We start from the raw sequence: 20,338 nt of genomic DNA on the forward strand, positions 1-20,338 counted from the left end.
GAGGCATTGAAGAGATTAGTATTAGCAAGCTACATGGTTTTATAGCTTGCTCGGAAGATATGTTGCTTTAGCGTTAGCCCAAACGATGCGGTGGAATATCAGCTTGCACCAGCTTTTCATTTTCAAGATAGAGATAACCTTGATATAAACTCTCGCCATCTGAGCTAAATTCAAACAAAAACTGACTTTTTATTCCCAAACGGCCACTTTTTAAAATGCCGGGTAGCACTTTTTTACAGGCGACACTGAGCAACTGCACTTGTAATTGCTTTGCTTGTCTTTGTGCATGTTCGTTTGCGGCTTCTGCAATTTTACGGCTATACCAAAAAAAGCCGATAACGCTGCCGATAACAATAAAAAGCCAGAGAGTTGCCATTAAGAGAATAACCTACCTATCGCACGAGATAGTGTGTCGCTGCGATTTTCTGCTCGAAGAATACCTAGTACGTGTGGGCGAAGTGACGGAATTGCAACTAAGTCCGCAAAAATACTTGGGAATAACTCAGGCATTTGCTCATTATTAGCTGCTAAATCAAGTAGCTTGAATAGGGCTTCTGGTTTTTCAAAGCATAACCAATAACGCCCCGCTAGAGTCAGTAACACGTCTGGTTGGTTGCCTAACTCGCTTGCTAGTACTTGCTCGACTAATTGAGATTTTAACCCTTGTGCTTTGCTACCTGAAAGCGCACGCATGTTGTTAATTAATAGGTTTAAATTATTTTCTGCGATGGCTTGTTCGCATTGCGTGAAGAATAGTTCTGCAAGTTGGGTGTTAATTTCAACATGTTCTAGCATGGCACTTAAAGGTTGCTGAACTTCTTGCGGTAAGTTTGTCCAAGTTTTAGCGAGGTTTGCGCTGTTCTGGCCGTGGTCGAGTCTAAAGGCAAAGTCAGCTAAGCCTTGTACTGCAATACTTTGCCACGCGTCGTCTGTTAAATTGCCAGCAAAAAACTGTTCGGTAAACTCATAATACTGAGACGCAGGGCGCTTTAATTCAGTTTTTAATAGTGCATTGAACGCAGCAAGTTTATTGGCATTGGGTGTAAACACATATGGGTTGTTGTCTAGCTTACCATCGGCTTGCTCGCCAGTTAACTCAGTGCCTAATGCTTCAAGTACCATATTTGCGAAGTGGTCACGGCTTGCAAGTACTAACTTACTTTGCTCATCAAGGGGCATTTTTAAAAACCACACATACGGATCAGCGGTGGCTTGGTTATCCCAAAATTGAATGGCGATCAGGGCATGACCAGCAAGCGGGTAAGGGTAAGGTACCTGACCATTTTCAAGTTGATTGAATAGGGCTTTATCAATTTTAGTGATTTTTCGACCCATGTCGTAAACACGCCACTGTGTGCCAGCTGTGTTAAGAAGATCACCTAAAGTAGAAATATGCGCAGTCATAGTTCGCTCATGCAAATTTTAAATTAGCCGAATTATACGGATTTTCTCGGCACTTGATAAGCGAAGCCGTAAAGCTACTGTAAAGAAGTTAGCTGGGCTATAATTCGCGGGTTTTAAATAGTCTACAAAGAGTCGGTTTGATGAGTCACGCCCAATACCAAGCAGTTTATACCTTATTGAAAGAGCTCGAAGCGGTATTACGCATCGCCAAGCTTTGGCAAAGTGAAAGCATTGAGGCTGAAAAGCTAAATTCTACCGCGCCATTTTGTTGTGATGTGATGACATTTGAGCAGTGGTTGCAGTTTGTGTTTATTCCTAAAATGACCTTGATGATAGAGCAAGGCATGGCACTACCTGCCAATATGTCGATTGCGCCCATGGCTGAAATGAGCTTTGCCACTCACCCACAATATCCGCAGATTTTAAGTCTACTGACCAAGTTAGACGAAAGCTTACAACAGAATTAAAAGAGAAAGATCATGCTTGAGATTGTCTATCAAGACGAAAACTATGTGGCGATTAATAAGCCTTCGGGCTTATTGGTGCATCGTTCATTTTTAGATAAACGCGAAACCCAATTTGCCATGCAAATGTTGCGTGATCAGTTAGGTCAGCACGTATTTCCGGTGCATCGATTAGACCGTCCTACCAGTGGTATTTTGTTGTTTGCACTGAGCTCTGAAGCAGCCAGAGACATGAACCAAGTATTCATTGAGGGCAAAATCGAGAAGCGTTATTTAGCACTAGTGCGAGGCTTTGCGCCAGAGCATGTTTATCTAGACAGGCCTTTAAAAGAGCATTTAGATAAAATCGCCGACAAATTTGCCGATCAAGATAAAGCGCCGCAAGAAGCGCAAACAGAATTTAACTGTTTATATCAGGCAAGTTTGCCTATTCCTTTTGGTAAGTTTCCGAGCATTCGTTATTCGCTGGTGGAGTGTTTTCCTAAAACCGGCCGAAAGCATCAAATTCGTCGTCATTTAAAGCATTTAGCACATCCTATTTTGGGTGATGTGAACCATGGTGATAACAAGCATAATCACTTTTTTTATGAGCACTTTGGTTTACAGCGCTTAATGTTATTTGCAACTCGGTTAAAGTTTGTTCATCCTTATACAAAACAAGAAATTACCATTCGGGCTAACCTAGGCGAAGAGATGCTAAATATCTGTGCGCAGTTGGGGTGGCCCAGCAGCGAACAGGATTATCAATAATGGCATCAATTTCAATTTTTGTAGGCAGTGTGTATGGCAATGCACAGAATTTGGCTGAGCAGGTGCAAGGCGCTTTGTCATCGTCACATCAAGTGAGTGTGTTTGAAAGCGCAAGCATCGATGATGTAAAAGCCGCTGAAGTGATTTTGTTTATTACCTCGACCACAGGCTCAGGCGACCTGCCAGATAACATTGAGCCATTGATTATGCAGTTGCGAAATCAGTCGCCGATGTTAACAGGAAAAAAAGCGGGGGTGATCTCCTTGGGCGACTCAAGCTACGGTGACACCTATTGTGGCGCGGGCAAGCAAGTCGATGCTTTATTACAAGAATTGAATGCAGAGCAAACTTCACCGCGTCTAGATGTGGATGCGTGTGAGTATTTTGAACCATGGGAAGTGGTTGAAACTTGGCTAACGGACTGGCAAAAAACACTTTAATATGTCGAAGTTACAACAATTTAAATGGGTATTATTACTCAGCAGTATTTTAATTGTGCTGCCAGCAATTGAGAGTAGCTGGTTTGAAAATGCATTTGGCTTAAAGTGGGGCAGTGAAAAGCTCATGTACTATTTCAGCGTGTTTTTGGTGCCGCTGAAGTTAGTCATGGTCATTGCCGGTTGTTGGTTACTTATTTATTTTGTGAAACACAATGAGGTGAGCAGTAAAGCTAAACTAGCAGTGCTGCCTTTAATGTTTGTAGCCTCTGTACAAGTGATTATGCTCAGTATCACTTCGGTTTATTATGTGTTTAATGGTACCAAGGCTAATAACTACATTGAGCACGCCAATATCAGTATTCAGAGCCAAGCACCGGGTAAGCTACTCACTGCATTTCACGATATTAATATTATGTGTGATAAAGGATTTGGGTTTTATACGCTATTAGCGGTGGCAAAAGAACCGTGGCTTGGTAAAGCGCTTGCCATTGAAAGCTACGAGCCGTTAGAGCAACTCACCATCAGCTTTACTGAAAATAATAAAAGGCAGTTTAAGCACTATGATCTTCAAGGCTTAAGTTGTAACTAACCTCTTCATAAAATCGAATAAAAAAGGCCGCAAATCGTCAATGATTGCGGCCTTTTTTTATTTTTCTAGATTACTCATCGACAGAGCGAAGTAGGGCGTTAATACCTACTTTTTCACGGGTTTGCTGGTCAACTTTCTTCACAATAATCGCTGCGTAAAGGCTGTGAGAGCCATCTTTACTAGGCAATGAACCAGGTACTACAACGGCACCAGCTGGTACGCGACCGTAGTGGATTTCGCCCGTTTCACGGTCATAAATACGCGTACTTTGAGAAATGTACACGCCCATTGAAATAACCGCACCTTCTTCAACAATGACGCCTTCAACGATTTCAGAGCGAGCACCGATAAAACAGTTATCTTCAATGATAGTTGGGTTAGCTTGTAATGGCTCTAGTACACCACCAATGCCTACACCACCAGACAGGTGCACGTTTTTACCAATCTGTGCACATGAACCAACAGTAGCCCATGTATCAACCATAGTGCCTTCATCAACGTAAGCACCAATGTTCACATAAGAAGGCATTAGTACCACGTTCTTACCGACAAAGCTGCCCTGACGAGCTACAGCGTTTGGTACTACGCGCATACCGCCTTGTTGGAATTGTTCTGGCGTATAGTCAGAAAATTTAAGTGGCACCTTGTCATAAAACTGGTTTACGCCATCACTCATTGGCTGGTTATCACGAATACGGAAAGACAACAGTACTGCTTTTTTAAGCCACTGATGCACAACCCATTCACCACTGATTTTTTCAGCAACACGTGCAGCACCAGAGTCTAACAATGCAAGCGATTGAATGATTGCATCTTTTACTTCGTCGCTTACTTGCGTAGGAGTAATGCCATCACGTTGCTCCCATGCTTGTTCAATGATGGTTTTTAAATCTGACATAGTTTCCTCTAATTTGTTTCTGCGTTTAATTTTTTCATTAAGTCTCGTTGAAGCTTCACTTTATGCTCTTCATCGAGGGCTTGATAATCTTTATTTGAAATGACGAAAAAGTCTTCTGCACGTTCGCCGACCGTTGTAATACGTGCGGCATGAATATGCAGTGAATTCGCCTGAAATACTTCAGCAATCTTGGTCAATAAACCGGGGATATCGATGGCTTGAATTTCTATGAGATTGCGATTTTCACGCGCATGCGGTCGCACAATCACTTTAGGTTTGATATTAAAATCTTTAAAGCGATGAGAGCGGTTTTTCTTCACTCTGATCTTTTTCTTCGGATCTTGTAGTAATGATTCAATGCCTTTGCGAATAGAGCGAGCACGGTTAATCGACACAGGGTCGCCGTCTTGTTCAAGAATAACAAAGTTAAACACCACAAAGCCGTCTTTGGTTGTCATAACTTGCGCGTGTTGAATTTGCGCTTTTTTAGAGCCGATCACACTGACGAGTTTGGCGAATAAACTGGCCTCATACGGGCTATAAACAAACACTTGTGTACCACCATGCAGTGGTTTTTCACCAACGACGACACTGAAGTCGCTCAAGTCTTTTACTTTGAGTAAGTGCTCAGATTGCCAAGAGATTTGCTGTTCGCTAAAGGCTGTGAAGTAGTTAGCCTTGAAACGAGACCAAATAAAATCAATTTGGTTTTCTTCAAAACCCAGCTCAATAAGACGATGTTTGGCTTGTTGCTTTTTATCGCGAATTTGGTCGCGCATATCCATTGGATTTTCAAGACCCGCTCTCAAAGCCCGTTGCGTATGTAAATACAGCTCACGTAGCAGGGTGTTTTTCCAATCATTCCAAAGGTTGTCGTTAGTGGCGCGAATATCGGCAACAGTTAAACAATATAAGTAATCGAGTTGACGCTCATTTTTTACATGAGAGGCAAACTCGGCAATCACATTCGGGTCGTTAATGTCTTTACGCTGAGCAGTCACAGACATCAATAAATGGTTCTCAACCAACCATGCCACTAAACGCGCTTCTGAATTACTAAAACCATGCATTTTACAGAATGTATTGGCATCAACCGCGCCAAGCTCAGAATGGTCACCACCGCGGCCTTTGGCAATATCGTGGAAGATACCGGCAAGATAAAGCAGCTCGGGTTTGTCCATGCGGGTGACAATTTCTGAGCAAATAGGGAAGTCTTTTTGCTTGTTTTTGTCGAAATACTTATAGATGTTATTGATCAGCTTGTGAGTATGTTCATCTACGGTATAAGCGTGGAATAAGTCGAACTGCATCTGTCCAAAAATATTTCGCCACTGGGGCAGATAAGCCGCAATTATGCCGTGTTTGTGCATCAGTGTGAAAGCTCGGCCCATGCCATTAGGGTGTTTGATTAAACGTAGGAAGGCGTCTCTACATCCTGCGTAATCTTGCAAATCACCTAATAAACGGCGACGAACCTGACGCATGGTTCTAAGCGTATTGGGTTCAATGTCAGTGATTTCTGGGTTATCAGCAATATGCTCAAATAACACAAAAATGTGTTCGCGTTTGAAGAAAACCGAAGGGTCGGTGACTTGAATACGGTTGCCCACACGCTCAAAGTTTTTATCGAGCGGTTGAGGTTGATGCTTAACTTGGTCAACTAAGATACTTTGCTCGAAATAAGACAGTAGCATCTGGTTCATTTCGCGCACACGACTCATGATCCTAAATAAACGCTTCATCATACGCTCAACAGACGCTTTACCCTCAGAGCCAAAACCGAGTAATTCTGCGGCATGAGGCTGGTGGTCGAATAATAAGCGGTTTTCGTTTCTGCCCGCAGCGAGGTGCAGAGCAAAGCGAATATTCCAGAGATTTTCTATACACTCCAGCAGCTCTTGATACTCTTCATGGGTGAGGTAACCGTGACTGATTAGCTCTCGAAGTGTTTCGGCGTGAAAGTGCTTTTTTGCCACCCAGAATATTGTTTGCAGGTCACGCAAACCACCCGGGTTTTCTTTTACGTTCGGTTCGAGGTTGTACGCAGTACCATGACATTTTTTACGACGAATTTTTTGCTCGTCAACTTTGGCAATGAAGAACTCTTCAGAGCGCCAAATGGGAGTTTCGATAATATGACTTTTTAGGCGTTCAAATTCTAATTCATTACCACTGATCAAGCGGCACTCAAGTAAGCTGGTAGTAAAATGTACGTCTTGTTTTTTTTGTTCTAAGACTTGCTCATGTGTACGGACACTATGGCCAATTTCTAAACCCAGATCCCAAAGGAAAGTGACAAACTGGCCAAGAGACTCTTTTAATTGCTCATTGGGCTCATTTCTAACTAAAACCAAAAAGTCGATATCAGAGTAGGGGTGTAACTCTCCACGACCATATCCACCGACAGCAATGAGTGCAATATCATCATGACGATTCAGTTCGGTTATGACATAGAGTTTTTGTAGCATTAAATCGACAAACTCAGCTCGAGCACGGATAAGGTACTTTACTGGCTGCTTTGAGAATTCATTACTGAGCCACTTATAAAAATAAGCCGAACAGTCTTTAAAATCTTCGAGCGTATTCGCTGAATCAAGAAGTGTTTTTAATTTATTGGGTAATGCCACGGAATATCCCTGATTATGTATCAATTGAATTGATGAGCGCTTTATCAGTTTTACACTAAGTTGCTTCGAATTGCGAGCCAAGGAGCATAGAACAAGCTCGAACGTTTAGTTCTTAAACTGCGCAAAGTTATAAGAGCTAGCATGTGTTTTTATTTTAGGGTTTTATGTAAACAGTATGTTGATAATGCGGGTGGTGTGTGCTTTTATAGATTTGGTTAAATCAAAAACAAGGAAACGACATGAAAAATACATTAAAAACAATGGCAATCGCAGCTGCAACTTTTGTTTCAGCGACTTTTCTACCGGTAAGCGATTCATTAGCTTTACCAAGTGGTGGCGCATATATTTGTGATAACTCAGTCCCTTACTATGTTTATTTCGAAAATTGTGAGATTAAAAAAGTCAGAGTGCCAGGTAAGTGTGAAGGAACAGTCTTTTTAGATTGGTAAAAACTGCGTTAAACAAAAATGCCAACATGTTCATGTTGGCATTTTAAGTATTAATTTCTTAGCAAATAAAACAATTATTTGTGTTCTATTATGCGATCAATGGTTTCATCATTTCGCAGTGTTAGAATTTCAACACCGTTGTCAGTCACAAGCAATGTGTGTTCCCACTGAGCTGACAAGCTACGGTCTTTAGTGACAACAGTCCAACCATCTTTTAGCAATTTACACTGACGTTTACCCGCGTTCACCATTGGCTCAATCGTTAAGCACATGCCTGCTTTTAAGGTTTCGCCTGTGCCAGGTTTACCATAGTGCATCACTTGTGGCTCTTCGTGGAATTCAGCACCAATGCCGTGGCCGCAATATTCACGCACGATAGAGTAGCTAAAGCCTTCAGCGTATTTTTGAATCGCTGAACCGATATCACCTAAACGCACACCCGGCTTAACCATCTTAATTGCAAGGTATAAGCTTTCTTGTGTGATCTGAGCTAAACGCTTGCCTTGAATGCTAGGTGTACCAACATGGAACATCTTTGAAGTATCGCCGTGGTAACCATCTTTAATCACGGTAATATCGATATTGATGATATCGCCGTCTTTTAGAGGCTTGTCATTTGGGATACCGTGACAAATTACATGGTTTACTGAAGTACAAATTGATTTTGGAAAACCATGATAGTTTAGAGGTGCAGGCACCGCATCTTGAACGTCGACAATATAATTGTGACAAATGGTGTTTAGCTCTTCAGTTGTTACCCCAGGCTTTACATGAGGTTCAATCATTTCTAAGACTTCAGCCGCTAAGCGACCGGCAACACGCATTTTTTCGATTTCTTCAGGGGTTTTAATCACTGCACTCATTGAGGCTCCAATCGTTAATTTTTCACTTTGCAATAACGCACAAATTTTAGTCGTATCGTTGAATCTGGCGCTTTAATATGGTATAAAGCGCGCCGTCTTTTTACAAATTTATCTTTCAAGATAGTTTGTAGTTAAGACAAACATACTTTTTATATTAACACACACACATATCGACACATACACTTGGGTGCAGGTAATTATATATTACGTGTTGGTGCTATGGGATATGTGGAGGCCTAACCCTAAATATTAGAGGAAATTAAAATGGCAAACGTTTCAATGCGCGATATGCTTCAAGCTGGTGTTCACTTCGGTCACCAAGCACGTTACTGGAACCCTAAGATGAAGCCGTTCATCTTCGGTGCACGTAACCGCGTTCATATCATCAACCTAGAAAAAACTGTTCCTATGTTCAACGATGCACTTAAGTTCTTACAGAACGTTGCGTCAAACAAAGGTAAAATCCTTTTTGTAGGTACTAAGCGCGCTGCAAGCGAAGCAGTTAAAGAATCAGCTCTTCAAAGCGATCAGTTCTACGTAAATCACCGTTGGTTAGGTGGTATGTTGACTAACTGGAAAACAGTTCGTCAATCAATCAAGCGTCTTAAAGACCTTGAAGCTCAAAGCCAAGACGGTACTTTCGAGAAGCTGACTAAGAAAGAAGCGCTAATGAAAACGCGTGAAATGGAAAAGCTTGAGAAGAGCCTTGGCGGTATCAAAGACATGGGCGGTCTTCCTGACGCTATCTTTGTAATCGACGCTGACCACGAGCACATTGCAATCCGTGAAGCTAACAACCTAGGTATTCCAGTAGTATCTGTAGTTGATACTAACTCAAACCCAGACGGCGTTGACTTCATCATCCCAGGTAACGATGACGCGATCCGCGCTATCCAGCTTTACACTGGTGCTGTTGCAACTGCTATCACTGAAGGTCGTGAAAGCAACATCGTTGCACAAGCTGAAAACGACGATTTCGTAGAAGCTGAGTAATTAGCTGTCATCAAGCCTTCATCAAAATAAGGTGAAGGCTTGATATTCTTGAAGAGCGGTCATTCCGCACCCCGAAAAAAACTTCATATTTGAGGATATACTAATGGCTGTAACTGCTGCCCTAGTTAAAGAATTACGCGAGCGTACTGGCGCTGGCATGATGGATTGTAAAAAAGCACTAACTGAAACTAACGGTGATATCGAGCTAGCTATCGAAAACATGCGTAAGAGTGGTGCTGCTAAAGCTGCTAAGAAAGCGGGTAACATCGCTGCAGAAGGTACAATCCTAATCAAGCAAGGCGAAGGTTTTGCTGCACTTCTAGAAGTTAACTGTCAAACTGACTTCGTTGCTAAAGACGAAAACTTCCTAGGTTTCGCTAACACTGTTCTTGACGCTGCTGTTGAATCAAAAACTGATATCGACACATTAAAAGCTCAGTTCGAAGAAACACGTGTTGCGCTAGTTGCTAAAATCGGTGAAAACATCAACGTTCGTCGCGTTGAGTACATCGATGGTGAAAATCTAGCTGCTTACCGTCACGGCGACCGTATCGGTGTTGTTGTAACTGGTAACGCTGACGAAGAAACGCTTAAGCACGTTGCAATGCACGTAGCTGCTTCTAAGCCTGATTTCGTAAACCCTGAAGACGTACCTGCTGAAGTAGTTGAAAAAGAAAAAGCTGTTCAAGTTGAAATCGCTATGAACGAAGGTAAGCCTGCAGAAATCGCTGAGAAGATGGTTGTTGGTCGTATGAAGAAGTTCACTGGTGAGATCTCTCTTACTGGTCAAGCTTTCATCATGGAACCTAAGAAATCTGTTGGCGAATTCCTTAAAGAGAAAGGCGCTTCAGTTTCTAACTTCATCCGTTTAGAAGTTGGTGAAGGTATCGAGAAGAAAGAAGAAGATTTCGCAGCAGAAGTTGCAGCGCAAATCGCAGCAGCTAAAGGCGAGTAATTTTACTCATGAAGCAGAGGCAAAAAGCCACATTTAGGCAGCATTTGCTTTTGCTTCAATGCTGAAAATTCTTTAGAATAACCGCGCATTTATGAGTTTCATAAGCGCGGTTATTTTTTATCCCCACTTTTACATATGGCCCTGAGATTATGACTACGAATAGAAAACCTGTTTTTAGACGCGTTCTTCTTAAATTAAGCGGTGAAGCTTTAATGGGAGACGAAGGCTTTGGTATCGATCCAAAAGTATTGGATCGTATGGCGCAAGAAATCAAAGAGCTTGTAGAACTCGACGTAGAAGTAGGTTTAGTTATCGGTGGCGGTAACTTCTTACGTGGTGGCTCATTAGCAGAAGCGGGCATGAACCGCGTAGTTGGCGACCACATGGGTATGCTAGCAACTGTTATGAACGGTTTAGCAATGCGTGACGCACTTCACCGTGCATTTGTAAACGCACGTCTTATGTCTGCTATTCCTCTAAATGGTGTTTGTGATGCATACAATTGGGCTGAAGCGATTAGCTTGTTAAAGTCTGGCCGCGTAGTGATCTTCTCTGCAGGTACAGGTAACCCATTCTTCACAACAGATTCTGCAGCGTGTTTACGCGGTATTGAAATTGAAGCTGACACCGTAATTAAAGCAACAAAAGTTGACGGTGTATTCAGCGATGACCCTGTGAAGAACCCAGAAGCGACACTTCACCGTCATTTGACTTATAATGAAGTGATCGATAGAGAATTAAAGGTGATGGACCTAGCTGCATTTACGCTAGCTCGTGACCATAATATGCCTTTGAGCGTATTTAACATGAATAAACCAGGTGCGCTTAAACGCGTTATCATGGGTGAAGAAGAAGGTACCCTTATTTCTTCACAAGTAGCTGAATAATCTACAAAGACTAGGATTGAATTGTGATTAATGATATTAGAAAAGACGCTGAAGAGCGCATGAAAAAAAGCGTGGCTGCACTTGCAAGCCAGCTATCTAAAATCCGTACTGGTCGTGCACACCCAGCATTATTAGACGGCATTACTGTTTCTTACTATGGTGCAGACACGCCTCTGAACCAAGTTGCAAACGTAACGACTGAAGACTCACGCACACTTGCAATCAGTGTTTTCGATAAGTCTTTAGCTCAAGCAGTTGAAAAAGCGATCATGTCTTCTGATTTAGGTCTAAACCCTATGTCTGCAGGTACTATGATCCGTGTTCCACTTCCTCCACTAACTGAAGAGCGTCGTAAAGACCTTATCAAGATTGTTCGTGGTGAAGTTGAAGGTGGTCGTGTTGCTATTCGTAACATCCGTCGTGATGCGAACGGTGATATCAAATCACTTCTAAAAGACAAAGACATCTCTGAAGATGAAGCACGTCAGGGCGAAGAAGAAATCCAGAAATTAACAGATAAGTATGTTAAAGAAATGGATACTCAACTGAGTGCAAAAGAAGCAGAGTTGATGGAAATCTAATTTACTACCGATAAGCACAATTGGTCGTATAAACACCAATCTAATCCGCTTATCGGGTACTTGTAAATTTATTAGTTTTGAAACGCCGTCTAGGGTATACTAGGCGGCGTTTTTTTTTACGTAAATCGGAATTATGGTTTTAAGTACTGAAACAGTTTCAAAGCAGTCTTTGCCTAAACATGTTGCTATTATCATGGATGGAAACGGACGTTGGGCGCAAAGCCGTAATCGTCCTCGCACATACGGGCATAAAAAGGGTGTAGACTCAGTTCGTTCAGCTGTTCAGTTTTGTACGAAACTGGGTATTGAGTCGTTGACGCTTTTTGCTTTCAGTAGCGAAAATTGGCGTCGACCTGAAGATGAAGTCAGTACCTTAATGGAACTGTTCTTATTCGTCTTATCTAAAGAAGTTAAAAAACTACATAAGAATAATGTAAAACTGACTATTATTGGCGATGTATCGCGCTTTCCTGAATCTTTACAAGACAGGGTGAAGGCGGCACATGAATTAACGGCTAATAATACAGGTCTGAAATTAAATGTTGCGGCAAATTATGGTGGCCGTTGGGATATTGTACAAGCCGCGCAAACGATGGCGCAGAAAGTACAAGATGGTCAACTTACTGTGAATGACATCACAGAAGAGACTTTGTCAGAACAATTAAGTATGGCAGATCAAAGTGAATTAGACTTGTTGATAAGGACTGGCGGAGATTGCCGCATCAGCAACTTTTTACTTTGGCAGGCAGCTTATGCGGAGCTTTATTTTACAGATACACTTTGGCCTGATTTTAATGAAGAGGCTTTTTCTGAGGCACTTGCCTGCTTTGTATCTCGAGAGCGACGCTTTGGCTGTACCGGCGAACAAATAAAACAATTACTTGCCGAGTCCAAAACAACAAGTTAAAGGTTATTAATTTGCTTAAACAACGTATTTTAACGTCAGTGGTATTAGCGCCACTGGCTATGCTTTTGGTGTTTTATACACCGCTTTCGCTATTTAGTTTTATTGCCGGTGCGATTACTCTGCTGGGCGCTTGGGAATGGTCTGCGTTAATGGGCTTGAAAAAAGTTGCTCAAAGAGGCGCTTTTGTGGCGCTAGTCGCCGCCATTCTTGGTGGTCTTCACCTTCATTGGCCCATTGAGTCTCTATGGCAAAATGGTCAACTCCTTCCTGATGCAAACTATTTATTCACATTGGCATTTGCCTGGTGGCTCGTTGCCACTTTCTTAGTAGTTAAATACCCTAGTATGTCACGCGCTTGGTCTGAAGGCCTAGTCATGAAAGCGGTAGCTGGCTTATTAACGTTGGTACCTTTATGGCTTGCACTGAACGTGCTTCGTAGTGCTGAATATCAGCAATCTGAGCTATTTGGTTCGACTCTGATTATGGTGGTGCTAGGCATTGTTTGGAGTGCGGATATCGGCGCTTATTTTGCGGGTAAAAATCTAGGTAAACATAAATTAATGCCTAAAGTGAGCCCGAATAAAACCATTGAAGGTTTAGTGGGTGGTTTACTTACCGCGGTGATTTTTGTCGTGATTTTCTGTGCTTGTGCTGATGTTGAGCAGGCGATGTGGCCTGTTTATGCCTTGCTGACAGTATTCATTGCATTGTTCTCTGCAATTGGTGACTTACTTGAAAGTATGTTTAAACGTGAAGCAGGTTTAAAGGATTCAGGTAGTTGTCTGCCAGGTCATGGCGGTATTTTAGACCGTATTGATAGCTTAACAGCTGCAGCGCCAATCTTTGCTTTATGTTATGCGTGGACGGTGACGCTATGAGCCTTCAACAGGTAGCAATCCTTGGCTCTACGGGGTCGATTGGTGTTTCTACTTTAGATGTTATTGCAAGAAATGCCGATAAGTTCGCTGTATTTGCACTCGTCGCAGGTCGCAATGTTGAGGTGATGCGTCAGCAATGCCAAACTTTTAAACCTAAGTTTGCAGTGATGCAATGTGAGCTGGCTGCAAAACAGCTTACCGACGCCTTAGCTGGCTCTGATATTACCGTTTTATCGGGTGTACAAGCTATGCAAGACGTCGTTTCTCACAGTGACGTTGATATTGTTATGTCAGCAATTGTCGGCGCAGCTGGTTTATTACCTACCATCAGTGCAGTTGAGCACAGTAAAAAAGTACTCTTAGCAAATAAAGAGTCTTTGGTGATGTCTGGGCAAATTTTTATGGATAAGGTAAAGCAGCATGGCGCGACCTTATTGCCTATCGACAGTGAACATAATGCGATTTATCAGAGCTTGCCAACTGCATTTCAACAGCATTCTGATCCTAAATTAAATCAGTTTGGGATTCGTAAAATACTGCTAACAGGTTCTGGCGGACCTTTCTTGAATCGTGATATTGCGACTTTAGCTGATGTAACCGTTGAAGAAGCTGTTGCCCATCCTAACTGGTCTATGGGTCAAAAAATCTCTGTAGACTCAGCGACCATGATGAATAAAGGTTTAGAGTTTATCGAAGCGAAGTGGTTATTTAACTGCGATGCAGACGATATTGAGGTGGTGATCCACCCGCAAAGCATGATCCACTCAATGGTGCAGTACCAAGATGGCTCCGTGATCGCTCAAATGGGTCAACCTGATATGCGAACACCAATTGCATACGGCTTATCTTACCCTGAGCGCATTGACGCAGGAGTAGCACCTTTAGATTTCTCACAAATCTGTGATTTTACTTTCACAAAACCTGATTATCATCGTTATCCGAATTTAGCGTTGGCAATAGAAGCGTGTAAAACAGGGCAAGCTGCAACAACCGCTGTGAATGCGGCTAATGAAATTGCGGTTGCAGCATTTTTGAATAAGCAAATTGGCTTTACAGATATTTATAAAGTAAATGCAGAAGTATTAAACCAAATTTCGATTGGCACACTATCAAGCATTGATGATGTGCTTGCTCAAGATTTTGAAGCAAGAAATTTGGCTAAAAATATACTTAAAACCATGGAGTGATTATGTTTGAGTTTTTCTGGCACTTAGGGTCTTTCATTGTAGCATTAGGTATATTAGTTACCGTGCATGAATACGGGCACTTTTGGGTTGCAAGAAAAGCAGGCGTAAAAGTTTTAAGGTTTTCAATTGGTTTTGGTAAGCCGCTATGCCGTTGGCATGACAAGCAAGGTACAGAGTATGTGATTGCTATGATCCCGCTTGGTGGCTACGTCAAAATGCTCGACGAGCGAGTAGAAGAAGTCGACCCAAGTGAGTCTCACCTTTCATTCAATAACAAATCTGTTTGGTCTCGTATTGCCATTGTTTTAGCAGGACCTTTAGCCAACTTTATTTTTGCTATTTTTGCGCTAGCAATCATGTATATGATTGGCGTGCAAAATGCCAAACCAGTGGTTGGTAATGTAAATACGCAAAGCCGAGCTGCGGCAGCCCAGTTTCAAAGTGGCGATCACATTTTAGCCATGGGTGGACAAGACGTACTTTCTTGGCAAGAAGTCACCTTTAGTTTGATGTCGCATTTAGGTGAGCCATCTGTTGATGTAAAGGTAAAAGACGCCCAACAACAAATTCAAATTCGTACTATCGACTTAAACGGTTGGAAGCTAGATAAAAAAGACCAGCCACCTCTGGATGCCATTGGTATCGTACCATTTAGACCTGCTCTAACTCTCACTATTGGCCATGTTGCGAAAGGCTCAGCAGCAAATAAAGCAGGCTTATTAGTTGGCGATACTTTGATGTCTGCTGATGGCAAGGTCATTGATGAATGGCAATCGTTGGTAAATATCGTACAAGCATCACCCAATAAATTAATTGCACTTGAAGTGATGAGAGACGGTTATCGCCAAATCTTGTCGGTTACGCCTGAAGCCAGAGTAGGGCAAAATGGAGAGCAGCAAGGTTTCTTAGGGGTTGTACCTCAGTTAGAAAGTTGGCCGCCAGGCTACATTGAAACTAGACATTATGGTCCATTGGATAGTATTGTGCTTGGCGTACAAAAGACCTACGCACTCATCACATTGAGTTTTGACATGATTGGTAACTTAATTACCGGCAAAGTGTCAGTCAATAATTTGAGTGGTCCAGTAGGTATTGCAGTTGGCGCAGGCACCAGTGTCAGTTATGGATTAGTGGCTTTTTTAAGTTTCTTAGCATTAATCAGTGTCAATCTTGGGGTTTTTAACTTATTACCCCTGCCAGTATTGGATGGCGGACATTTAATGTATTACATAATTGAACTTATTCGTAAAAAGCCAGTCTCTGAAAAGACACAAGAGTTAGGTTACAAGATTGGGGCGATGTTGCTTCTGGGCCTAACCTGTTTTGCATTGCTTAATGATGTTTCTAGGCTGTAAGCCATAACGTCATACAAAGTCTTAAAGCGCTATGTACGCTAATAGTTGTAAAGGATAAAGATAATAAAATGCCGATAAAAAAACATCTCGCAGTAACCAGTTTACTTGGCGCAAGCTTTGCGGCAGCTGGGCAAAGCTCCTTTATCGTAGAAGATTTAAAAGTTGAAGGTTTACAACGTGTAGCATTAGGTGCTGCATTAACGCATATTCCAATTAATGTTGGCGATAACATTGATGACTATACGATTTCTCAAACAATCAAAGCGTTATACAAATCTGGTCACTTTGAAGATATTGCGGTATATCGTGATGAAGACTTACTTATCTTCAAAGTTAAAGAAAGACCGACAATCTCTTCAATTGAGTTTGATGGCAATAAAGACATCAAAGACGAGCAGTTAAATGAAAGTTTAGATCAGCAAAATATTCGTGCTGGTGAGCCGTTAGACAAAACGGTTTTATCTAACATTGAAAAAGGCTTAATCGACTTCTTCCACAGTATTGGTAAATACAATGCCAAGATTGATGTAAGCATTACTGAACTACCTCGTAACCGCGTGCGCTTAAATCTTGAATTTGACGAAGGTGACGCAGCATCAATCAGACAGATTAACCTTGTTGGTAATGAATTATTTTCTGATGAAGAGCTACTTAATTTAGCTGAGTCACAACAAGATTTACCTTGGTGGAAGTTTTTATCTAACGACCGTTATCAAAAACAAACCATTGAAGGTGACTTAGAAAAAATTAGAAGTTTCTATCTTGATAAGGGTTACTTACGTTTCAATATTGATTCTACACAGGTATCAGTAAGCCCTGAGCGTGAGTCTGTGTATGTGACAGCAAATATCACCGAAGGTGAGCAATACACGGTTAAAGACTTTGACTTTATCGGTGACCTTTTAGGCCGTGAAGACTTATTAAAAAGTATTGTGCCGCTTAAAACGGGCGAGCTTTACAATGGTTCAATCGTAACGGCTTCAGAAGAATACATTAAGAGTTATCTTGCTCGCTTTGGTTATGCCAATGCTGAAGTAAGAACAATTCCTGAAATTGATGACGAGAACAAAGAAGTAAAACTTACCTTATCTGTAAATCCAGGAAAGCGTATTTATGTTCGTCGCATCATGGTCAATGGTAACCAAATCACTGCCGATGAAGTTGTTCGTCGAGAAATGACACAGCTTGAGGGCGCTTGGCTATCTAACCAGAGCTTAGAGCGTTCAAAACTTCAGATTCAACGTTTACCTTATATGGAAAATGTAGAGTTTGAAGTGAAGCCGATTGCAGGTATTGATGACCAAGTTGACATTGACTTTACTGTTAAAGAGCAACCTGCGGGTAGTTTCCAAGCGGGTGTTGCATATGGTTCATATGCAGGTTTGCAATTCAATATCGGTGTCAGTGAATCAAACTTTTTAGGTACAGGTAACCAATTAGCGTTTAATATTAATACCTCAAAAGGTTCAGACCGCTATAGTATTTCATATACTGATCCTTACTTTACGCCAGATGGTGTATCGCAAGGTACCAGCATTTTCTATAGTAATTACGATTCTTCTGCATTTAGTATCGTACCTTATAAGTCTAAGAGCTATGGTATTGGTACTAACTTTGGCTTCCCAATTGATGCCGTAAACCGAATCAACTTTGGTGGTCGTTGGATCCAAGAAAGCTTATCTGACATTGCAGATTACGAACAAACTCGTATTATGCGTTTAGCATTCTTCAACCCTGAAGACCCAGATGCAGCATATGATTTTACCAAGTATGAGTTAAGTGCAGGTTGGTCTCGTATCACGGTTAACCGCGGTATGTTCCCAACGGCGGGTTCGCGTCAAACTCTAACACTGAATGCGACAACGCCTAACTCTGACTTAAACTTCTTTAAGATAAACTATAATTCTCGCTTCTATTGGCCGATCAGTAATGACCATCGCTGGGTGTTCTCAAGTCGAGCTGCGTTCGCGTATGGTAATGGTTATGGCTCAACGAACGGTTTTGACCAGATTTTACCTTTCCAAGAGTACTTTAGGATCACAGAAGAAGAATTACGCGGTTTTGACCGAAATACTATCTTACCGCAAGCTATCAGACGAATTACTTCAAGCATCGAGGGTTCTGTTTTACCAGATGGTAGTACAACAGGTACAATTGGTTCTCCAGAAGAGTTTGATAGACTTCAACAAGTAGGTCGAATTGGTGGTAACGCGAAAGCACTTGCCGGTGTAGAGCTAATCGTACCAACGCCATTCTTGGATGAAGATAAAACTAGCTCTGTACGTACTAGCTTCTTTATAGACGCTGCTAACGTATGGGATACCGAATTTGATATTGACCGCTATGCAGCTTTACCTGAAGAGCAAGTAGCGCAATTAAGAGATTACTCAGACCCAGGTCGCTTCCGCGTTTCTACCGGTCTGTCACTACAATGGATTTCCCCAATGGGACCAATGCTGATTAGTTTTGCTTATCCACTTAAGAAAGAAGACACAGACGAAACTAAGACTATCAGCTTTAACATAACGAATACTTTCTAAGGAGTTTTTTGTGAAAACGATTATAAAAACAACAGCATTAAGCATTTTAGCCGCACTAATGATGGGTACTTCAGCAAGTGCACTTGCACATAAAGTTGGTATTGTTGATATGCAATCTATCTATCAACAGATCCCGCAAATGGCTAAAATCGAGCAACAACTACAAACTGAGTTTGCTGAGCGTCGTCAAGAGCTTGAGAAGTTACAAGGCGATATTCGTTTTGAAGCTGAGAAATACAAGCGTGAAAACGCGACAATGAGCGAAGATCAAAAAGCGGCACTTGAAGGCAAAATCCGTGACATGCAAAAGCAACTTGCAGAAAAAGGTCGTCCTTTAGAGCAAGAAATCAAAGCACGTCAAAACCAAGAGTTAGCAAAAGTACAAAAGCTAATCATTGAAACGATTGAATCTGTAGCTAAAAGCGGTAAGTTTGATGAAGTTAAAGTAAAAGATACGACAATTTACTTTAACCCTGATAAAGTAACCGACCTTTCTAGCAAGGTTGTTGAAGCAGTTAGCAAAAAGTAATGACAAAACAGTATACCCTCGCTCAAATTAGCGAATTTTTAGGCGCATCCCTTGACGGGGATGCGTCTCATTGTATTGAGAAGATAGCAACTTTAGCGAATGCTAAAGGGTCAGATATCGCTTTTTTGGCAAATAAAAAGTACCGCGCTCAGCTTGATGAAACACAAGCAGGGGCAGTCATTATTTCTGAAAAAGAAGCCGCGCTTTTCTCGGGCAATAAAGTAATCGTAAAAGACGCCTATATCGCATACGCGAAACTCGCGCAAATGATGGACACGACACCAGCTTGTGCAACTGGCATTCACCCTTCTGCTGTTATCGATGCAACAGCAAAATTAGGAGAAAATGTCAGTATTGCAGCAAATGCCGTTGTATCAGCAGGTGCTGTGATTGGTGATAATGTACAGATTGGTGCTGGGTGCTTTATTGGTGAAAACACCAAAATAGGGCAGGGCACAAAGCTTTGGGCAAATGTCAGCGTTTATCATGATGTTGAAATTGGCGAACATTGCTTGTTCCAATCAGGTGCGGTCATAGGTAGCGATGGCTTTGGTTATGCAAATGAAGCAGGGAAGTGGGTGAAAATTCCACAGCTAGGTCGAGTGATTATTGGTGATCGCGTTGAAATTGGTGCGAGCACAACCATCGACCGTGGCGCTTTGGATGACACGATTATCCACGATGATGTGATTTTAGATAATCAAATTCAAATCGCTCATAATGTTGAAATTGGTCAAGGTAGCGCAATGGCTGCCTGCTCAGTGGTTGCAGGAAGTACAACGATTGGTAAGTATTGCCAAATTGCAGGTCTTGTCGGTATTAATGGACATATCGATATTTGTGACGGTGTTATGCTGACAGGAATGACCATGGTGACTAAGTCAATCACCGAACCTGGCGCATATTCTTCTGGTATGCCGCACACAACCAACAAAGAATGGCGTCGTAACATGGCGCATTTAAGAAATTTATCTGATTTTAAAGAGCGTATTAAATCATTAGAAACACGCTCATCTCAAAAAACAGTTGATGAATAAGGATA

General features: G+C 41.8%; 21 protein-coding genes. 16 read left to right on the forward strand and 5 right to left on the reverse strand.

Annotation, left to right across the window (positions count from 1 at the left end; all coding sequences use genetic code 11):
• Positions 1 to 73: 73 nt before the first annotated feature.
• Entirely contained in the window at positions 74 to 376 is a 303-nt protein-coding gene (locus tag ACH784_RS05380; RefSeq protein ID WP_058030532.1) for a DUF3301 domain-containing protein, read from the reverse strand.
• On the reverse strand, positions 376 to 1,404 hold the full coding sequence (locus ACH784_RS05385; RefSeq protein WP_404393952.1) for a DUF3549 family protein: 1,029 nt from the start codon (positions 1,402 to 1,404) through the stop codon (positions 376 to 378). The genes ACH784_RS05380 and ACH784_RS05385 overlap by 1 nt, the downstream gene beginning before the upstream one ends.
• A gap of 140 nt (positions 1,405 to 1,544) precedes the next feature.
• Between ACH784_RS05385 and ACH784_RS05390 the strand changes: the two genes are divergently transcribed.
• From ACH784_RS05390 to ACH784_RS05405, 4 genes are read left to right on the forward strand one after another with little or no spacing between them, the layout of a single operon-like run.
• On the forward strand, positions 1,545 to 1,871 hold the full coding sequence (locus tag ACH784_RS05390) for a YqcC family protein (protein ID WP_404393954.1): 327 nt from the start codon (positions 1,545 to 1,547) through the stop codon (positions 1,869 to 1,871).
• Between the two features lie 12 nt (positions 1,872 to 1,883).
• The gene (truC, locus tag ACH784_RS05395) at positions 1,884 to 2,618 is read left to right on the forward strand and encodes a tRNA pseudouridine(65) synthase TruC (RefSeq protein ID WP_404393955.1); all 735 of its coding nucleotides are present in this window, start codon (positions 1,884 to 1,886) and stop codon (positions 2,616 to 2,618) included.
• Positions 2,618 to 3,058 carry a flavodoxin gene (locus tag ACH784_RS05400; protein WP_404393957.1) on the forward strand — a complete coding sequence of 147 codons (441 nt, stop codon included), beginning with the start codon at positions 2,618 to 2,620 and terminating at the stop codon, positions 3,056 to 3,058. Before truC ends, ACH784_RS05400 begins: the two co-directional genes overlap by 1 nt.
• 1 nt (position 3,059) lies before the next feature.
• On the forward strand, positions 3,060 to 3,647 hold the full coding sequence (locus ACH784_RS05405; RefSeq protein ID WP_404393959.1) for a hypothetical protein: 588 nt from the start codon (positions 3,060 to 3,062) through the stop codon (positions 3,645 to 3,647).
• A gap of 70 nt (positions 3,648 to 3,717) precedes the next feature.
• On the opposite strand, the gene dapD is transcribed toward ACH784_RS05405, so the two are convergent.
• Both dapD and glnD read right to left on the reverse strand, forming a co-directional pair.
• Positions 3,718 to 4,545: a 2,3,4,5-tetrahydropyridine-2,6-dicarboxylate N-succinyltransferase gene (dapD, locus tag ACH784_RS05410; protein WP_404393961.1), complete on the reverse strand. Its 828-nt coding sequence runs from the start codon at positions 4,543 to 4,545 to the stop codon at positions 3,718 to 3,720.
• Positions 4,546 to 4,553: 8 nt separating this feature from the next.
• Positions 4,554 to 7,172 carry a [protein-PII] uridylyltransferase gene (glnD, locus tag ACH784_RS05415; protein WP_404393963.1) on the reverse strand — a complete coding sequence of 873 codons (2,619 nt, stop codon included), beginning with the start codon at positions 7,170 to 7,172 and terminating at the stop codon, positions 4,554 to 4,556.
• Positions 7,173 to 7,411: 239 nt separating this feature from the next.
• Here glnD and ACH784_RS05420 point away from each other — a divergent pair, with 239 nt between their 5' ends.
• Complete coding sequence (locus ACH784_RS05420) at positions 7,412 to 7,621, forward strand: hypothetical protein (RefSeq protein WP_404393964.1); 210 nt, start codon at positions 7,412 to 7,414, stop codon at positions 7,619 to 7,621.
• Positions 7,622 to 7,695: 74 nt separating this feature from the next.
• Here the strand turns inward: ACH784_RS05420 and map are convergent, their stop codons facing one another.
• Positions 7,696 to 8,484: a type I methionyl aminopeptidase gene (map, locus tag ACH784_RS05425; protein ID WP_404393966.1), complete on the reverse strand. Its 789-nt coding sequence runs from the start codon at positions 8,482 to 8,484 to the stop codon at positions 7,696 to 7,698.
• Between the two features lie 264 nt (positions 8,485 to 8,748).
• On the opposite strand from map, the gene rpsB reads away from it, so the two are divergent.
• From rpsB to lpxD, 11 genes are all read left to right on the forward strand, one after another.
• Positions 8,749 to 9,477 (forward strand): 30S ribosomal protein S2, encoded by a 729-nt coding sequence (rpsB, locus tag ACH784_RS05430; protein ID WP_404393968.1) that lies wholly within the window; start codon positions 8,749 to 8,751, stop codon positions 9,475 to 9,477.
• 103 nt (positions 9,478 to 9,580) lie between these two features.
• On the forward strand, positions 9,581 to 10,432 hold the full coding sequence (gene tsf, locus ACH784_RS05435) for a translation elongation factor Ts (RefSeq protein WP_404393970.1): 852 nt from the start codon (positions 9,581 to 9,583) through the stop codon (positions 10,430 to 10,432).
• Positions 10,433 to 10,581: 149 nt separating this feature from the next.
• Positions 10,582 to 11,319 (forward strand): UMP kinase, encoded by a 738-nt coding sequence (gene pyrH, locus ACH784_RS05440; RefSeq protein ID WP_138481234.1) that lies wholly within the window; start codon positions 10,582 to 10,584, stop codon positions 11,317 to 11,319.
• Positions 11,320 to 11,342: 23 nt separating this feature from the next.
• Positions 11,343 to 11,900, forward strand: a complete 558-nt coding sequence (gene frr, locus ACH784_RS05445) for a ribosome recycling factor (RefSeq protein ID WP_404393972.1) — start codon at positions 11,343 to 11,345, stop codon at positions 11,898 to 11,900.
• Positions 11,901 to 12,033: 133 nt separating this feature from the next.
• Positions 12,034 to 12,807, forward strand: coding sequence for an isoprenyl transferase (locus ACH784_RS05450; protein ID WP_404393973.1), 774 nt, complete (start codon positions 12,034 to 12,036; stop codon positions 12,805 to 12,807).
• 11 nt (positions 12,808 to 12,818) lie between these two features.
• Positions 12,819 to 13,685, forward strand: coding sequence for a phosphatidate cytidylyltransferase (locus ACH784_RS05455; protein ID WP_404393975.1), 867 nt, complete (start codon positions 12,819 to 12,821; stop codon positions 13,683 to 13,685).
• Positions 13,682 to 14,872, forward strand: coding sequence for a 1-deoxy-D-xylulose-5-phosphate reductoisomerase (ispC, locus tag ACH784_RS05460; protein WP_404393977.1), 1,191 nt, complete (start codon positions 13,682 to 13,684; stop codon positions 14,870 to 14,872). The genes ACH784_RS05455 and ispC overlap by 4 nt, the downstream gene beginning before the upstream one ends.
• Positions 14,873 to 14,874: 2 nt before the next feature.
• Positions 14,875 to 16,227: a sigma E protease regulator RseP gene (gene rseP, locus ACH784_RS05465; RefSeq protein ID WP_404393979.1), complete on the forward strand. Its 1,353-nt coding sequence runs from the start codon at positions 14,875 to 14,877 to the stop codon at positions 16,225 to 16,227.
• A gap of 68 nt (positions 16,228 to 16,295) precedes the next feature.
• Positions 16,296 to 18,767 (forward strand): outer membrane protein assembly factor BamA, encoded by a 2,472-nt coding sequence (gene bamA, locus ACH784_RS05470; protein ID WP_404393981.1) that lies wholly within the window; start codon positions 16,296 to 16,298, stop codon positions 18,765 to 18,767.
• Positions 18,768 to 18,825: 58 nt separating this feature from the next.
• Complete coding sequence (locus ACH784_RS05475) at positions 18,826 to 19,296, forward strand: OmpH family outer membrane protein (RefSeq protein ID WP_404395201.1); 471 nt, start codon at positions 18,826 to 18,828, stop codon at positions 19,294 to 19,296.
• Positions 19,296 to 20,333 (forward strand): UDP-3-O-(3-hydroxymyristoyl)glucosamine N-acyltransferase, encoded by a 1,038-nt coding sequence (gene lpxD / locus ACH784_RS05480; RefSeq protein WP_404393983.1) that lies wholly within the window; start codon positions 19,296 to 19,298, stop codon positions 20,331 to 20,333. The genes ACH784_RS05475 and lpxD overlap by 1 nt, the downstream gene beginning before the upstream one ends.
• Positions 20,334 to 20,338: the final 5 nt, after the last annotated feature.

This window comes from Pseudoalteromonas phenolica (assembly GCF_044788725.1).
Classification (GTDB): Bacteria; Pseudomonadota; Gammaproteobacteria; order Enterobacterales; family Alteromonadaceae; genus Pseudoalteromonas; species Pseudoalteromonas phenolica_C.

Bases quoted from the DNA above. Each gene is read 5' to 3' on its own strand.
- rseP (WP_404393979.1), top strand. From the start codon at position 14,875: ATGTTTGAGTTTTTCTGGCACTTAGGGTCTTTCATTGTAGCATTAGGT.
- bamA (WP_404393981.1), top strand. From the start codon at position 16,296: ATGCCGATAAAAAAACATCTCGCAGTAACCAGTTTACTTGGCGCAAGC.
- tsf (WP_404393970.1), top strand. From the start codon at position 9,581: ATGGCTGTAACTGCTGCCCTAGTTAAAGAATTACGCGAGCGTACTGGC.
- rpsB (WP_404393968.1), top strand. From the start codon at position 8,749: ATGGCAAACGTTTCAATGCGCGATATGCTTCAAGCTGGTGTTCACTTC.
- ACH784_RS05405 (WP_404393959.1), top strand. From the start codon at position 3,060: ATGTCGAAGTTACAACAATTTAAATGGGTATTATTACTCAGCAGTATT.
- ACH784_RS05390 (WP_404393954.1), top strand. From the start codon at position 1,545: ATGAGTCACGCCCAATACCAAGCAGTTTATACCTTATTGAAAGAGCTC.
- pyrH (WP_138481234.1), top strand. From the start codon at position 10,582: ATGACTACGAATAGAAAACCTGTTTTTAGACGCGTTCTTCTTAAATTA.
- truC (WP_404393955.1), top strand. From the start codon at position 1,884: ATGCTTGAGATTGTCTATCAAGACGAAAACTATGTGGCGATTAATAAG.
- ACH784_RS05400 (WP_404393957.1), top strand. From the start codon at position 2,618: ATGGCATCAATTTCAATTTTTGTAGGCAGTGTGTATGGCAATGCACAG.
- ACH784_RS05385 (WP_404393952.1), bottom strand. From the start codon at position 1,404: ATGACTGCGCATATTTCTACTTTAGGTGATCTTCTTAACACAGCTGGC.
- ACH784_RS05450 (WP_404393973.1), top strand. From the start codon at position 12,034: ATGGTTTTAAGTACTGAAACAGTTTCAAAGCAGTCTTTGCCTAAACAT.
- lpxD (WP_404393983.1), top strand. From the start codon at position 19,296: ATGACAAAACAGTATACCCTCGCTCAAATTAGCGAATTTTTAGGCGCA.
- dapD (WP_404393961.1), bottom strand. From the start codon at position 4,545: ATGTCAGATTTAAAAACCATCATTGAACAAGCATGGGAGCAACGTGAT.
- ACH784_RS05475 (WP_404395201.1), top strand. From the start codon at position 18,826: ATGATGGGTACTTCAGCAAGTGCACTTGCACATAAAGTTGGTATTGTT.
- map (WP_404393966.1), bottom strand. From the start codon at position 8,484: ATGAGTGCAGTGATTAAAACCCCTGAAGAAATCGAAAAAATGCGTGTT.
- ACH784_RS05380 (WP_058030532.1), bottom strand. From the start codon at position 376: ATGGCAACTCTCTGGCTTTTTATTGTTATCGGCAGCGTTATCGGCTTT.
- ACH784_RS05420 (WP_404393964.1), top strand. From the start codon at position 7,412: ATGAAAAATACATTAAAAACAATGGCAATCGCAGCTGCAACTTTTGTT.
- ispC (WP_404393977.1), top strand. From the start codon at position 13,682: ATGAGCCTTCAACAGGTAGCAATCCTTGGCTCTACGGGGTCGATTGGT.